General features: G+C 49.0%; 4 protein-coding genes. 2 read left to right on the forward strand and 2 right to left on the reverse strand.

The window, feature by feature from the left end; translation table 11 throughout:
* Both COY37_RS10285 and COY37_RS10290 read left to right on the forward strand, forming a co-directional pair.
* Nucleotides 1–668, forward strand: a 668-nt coding sequence (locus tag COY37_RS10285; protein ID WP_286977486.1) for a pseudouridine synthase, incomplete at its 5' end; no start/stop codon positions are given.
* A gap of 143 nt (nucleotides 669–811) precedes the next feature.
* Nucleotides 812–1,885 (forward strand): AI-2E family transporter, encoded by a 1,074-nt coding sequence (locus tag COY37_RS10290; protein WP_286677695.1) that lies wholly within the window; start codon nucleotides 812–814, stop codon nucleotides 1,883–1,885.
* On the opposite strand, the gene scpB is transcribed toward COY37_RS10290, so the two are convergent.
* Nucleotides 1,875–2,414, reverse strand: a complete 540-nt coding sequence (scpB, locus tag COY37_RS10295; protein ID WP_286677694.1) for an SMC-Scp complex subunit ScpB — start codon at nucleotides 2,412–2,414, stop codon at nucleotides 1,875–1,877. The genes COY37_RS10290 and scpB overlap by 11 nt on opposite strands.
* The gene (locus tag COY37_RS10300; protein ID WP_286677693.1) at nucleotides 2,411–3,163 is read right to left on the reverse strand and encodes a segregation and condensation protein A; all 753 of its coding nucleotides are present in this window, start codon (nucleotides 3,161–3,163) and stop codon (nucleotides 2,411–2,413) included. The genes scpB and COY37_RS10300 overlap by 4 nt, the downstream gene beginning before the upstream one ends.
* Between the last annotated feature and the right edge of the window lie 123 nt (nucleotides 3,164–3,286).

A 3,286-nucleotide genomic window follows, 5' to 3' on the forward strand; every position in this document is an offset into this window, starting at 1 on the left:
GTGAGGATCTCATCAAGGAAGGGCGCGTTAAAGTTAACGGTCATGTGGTCACCGAGCTTGGGACCAAGGTGAATCCAATAAAAGACGTCGTTGAAGTCAATGATAAGCCGGTTCGGGTTAAGGAAGAGAAGCTCTACCTTATGTTAAATAAGCCGGCGGGGTTTATCACGAGCGTAACCGACAAGTTCGGGAGACCGACGGTAATCGATTTGCTGGGTGGGGTAAGCGATAGGGTTTTCCCTGTGGGTAGGCTTGATTTTGATACCGAGGGGTTGCTGTTTTTAATCAACGACGGGGAGCTTGCATTCAGGCTTACGCACCCGCGATACAAGGTTAAGAAATCATACATCGCCGAGGTGGAAGGGCATCCATCCAATAGCTCGCTTGCTAAGTTGAGAAAAGGCATCGTGCTTGAGGACGGGATTACCGCCCCGGCGGAAATCAGCGCCATAAAGGAAACAATGACATCTACATTCCTTAACGTTGCCATCCACGAGGGAAGAAAGCGCCAGATACGCAGGATGTTTCAAAAGATAGGCCACACGGTTATCTTCTTAAAACGGGTGGCGGTGGACGGGGTTCTGCTCGATAAACTGCCCGTGGGAAACTTCAGGTCACTTACCCCAAGAGAGATCGAGTCTCTTTACAAAGCCGTCCGCTTAATATAATCCACGTTAATCTGCATTAATCTGTGTTAATCCACATTAATCCGCATTAATCCGCATTAACCTGCGTTCTGCAAACTGCTGAAGGGCCGCTAAACAAGCCGCTAAATGGGAATTACTTTAGTAAACGCATTAAGGGGATTTCCATGTATTACAGGGTGGCCGATTGGCTTAAGGCAATTATCTTCGCACTGGCTGTGCTTCTGCTTTACGTATTCATCGGAAACATCCTGCACACGATATCGTTATTTGTTACAGCGGCTATCATCGTATTTGTCATTCACCCCATAATTGGATTCCTGGAAAAGCAAAAAGTGAACCGCGGGCTTGCCATCGCCTTAACATACCTGGCCTTTTTCGGGTTGCTTACGGCGATACTCCTCACCATTGGGCCGATTATCGCGGATGAGTTTAGAAGTTTCTTGGCGGACCTCCCAAAGTACGTCGCTTCTTTAAGGACACAGACGGCATACGTGACCAGAGCACTCGAGCGAGTTGGGCTAACGCGGCTGCTCCCCATAGACCCCAATTCGCTCGTCAGCCAGGCAACCAGTATAGCGACATCGCAGGTACAAAACGTGTTCTCGTTAATACCGTCGCTGGTTAGCCTGATAACCGACATGTTTTTGGTCTTTATCGTGTCGCTTTACATGCTGATTTTTCTTCCCTCGATTGATAGGTCTATGCGAAGCGCGTTGCCATCCGAACTTTCGAGCGTGTACGACCGATTTTTGGTCTCTATGAAGACGGCATTATCGAAATATTTGCTCGGGCAGCTTGCATTTATGGCGACCATCGGAGTAGCGTCGGGCATCGGCGTCTGGATTGTGGGGTTGCCGTTTCCCGCACTCCTGGGGTTCTGGGCAGGTTTGACTGAAATAATACCGGTGCTTGGGCCGGTTCTCGGCGCAATCCCCTCCATCATCGTCGCGCTTACCATTAAGCCGATCCTCGCGCTTTACGTGGTAATTGTCTTTATCGTGATCCAGCAGCTGGAGAATAATGTGTTGGCCCCGTTTATCCTTGGCGGAACGGTCGGCTTGAATCCGTTGCTCATAATGTTTGGGATTATCGCCGGCGGAGAAATCGCCGGGATTGTCGGGATATTTCTTGCAGTTCCCGTCCTGGTCGTCGTCTCCAATATCATCAGGTTTATATCGCATAACTTCAACTACGAACGGGTTAAGGACGGACCGGACAGGATTATTATTAGAAAGTAGGATCGTCCGGTGAGAATTCGTCAAGCGGCGGAAGCTCGTTGAGGCTTCTCAGGCCGAAGGATTCCAGGAAACGGTTGGTGGTACCGTAGAGAATCGGCTGGCCTGGGGCATCTTGCTTGCCGAGTTCTTTTATCAATCCCCTGTTGATAAGGGTATTAACAACGCCGTCTGAGTTCACTCCCCGAATGCTCGCTATATCCGCCCTGGTGACGGGCTGTTTGTAGGCGATTATGGAAAGCGTCTCGAGGGCGGCCTGGGTAAGCCTTCTGTGGTCGAAGGAAAGTATCAGTTTCTCGATGTACGATGCATAGGCAGGGTGGCTGTAGAGGCGATATCCGCCCGCAACCTCTCGCAACTGAAAACCGCGGTCGGCTCTGCTGTATTCGTTGGTGAGGTCGGTAAGGATTTGGTTGACCTCTTCTTCGGGGATATCCACTACGCTTACGATTTTCGCTTTGCTTAACGGTTGGTCGCTTATAAAAAGAAGCGCCTCGACGATGCTTCTTAAGCGTACTTTCAGATCGCTCACACTACCACTCCCGGCTTATCGTTTACAATTATCATTATCTCGCCGAATACCTCGGCCTGCCCCAGCTCGACTTTTCCCCGCTTATAGAGTTCCAGTACCGCTAAAAACATGGTTATAAGCTCGACTTTATCGGTACAATCGTTGGTAAGCTCGCGGAAGCTTTTCATCTTTAAGCCCTTAAGCCGTTCCTTGAGCCTTTTTACATACTCATCGACGCTCAGCGGTTTTGGGGTTATGTGGTCGGCCTGCATCAGGTTTATCTCTTTTTTATCGTAAACAGCCAAAAACATCCTGCGCAACCTACCGAGGGAAAGCCCCGCTAAAAAATCCGGGATAAGGCCATCGAACTGCTCCTCAAGACCGGCATCCCGGGGATAATACTTGCTTTCGGCTTCGTATCTGGCTGTAAGTTCGCCCGACACGTTTTTGAATTTTTTATATTCGATCAATCGCGCAATTAAAACCTCACGTCCTTCTTGCGGAGAGACGTCGTCTTCGTCTGCGGGTTCTTCTTTTTTGGGAAGCAGATTTGCCGCCTTAATGTCGAGCAACGTCGCGGCCATCAGGAGGAACTCTGTACCGATTTCGAGGTCAAATTCCTGAAAAGAATCGACGTAGTCGAGGTATTCCCTGGTGATCTGGGCTATTGGTATCTCATATATATCGATTTTCTGGCGCGATATCAGATTAAGAAGCAAATCAAACGGGCCCTCAAACATCTCGAGCTTCAGCTGATATGGTAATGCCATAACCGTTCCCCGTTTCTACTACGATGCTTACAAAATCGTTAGTGCTACAATACCTAGTTTTTAGCCCTGAATCATTTTAGTACCAATGTGCTTCATAGTGTCATTCTGAGCCCTGAATCATTT

The organism is Candidatus Aquicultor secundus, from assembly GCF_002791875.1.
Taxonomy (GTDB): domain Bacteria; phylum Actinomycetota; class Aquicultoria; order Aquicultorales; family Aquicultoraceae; genus Aquicultor_A; species Aquicultor_A secundus.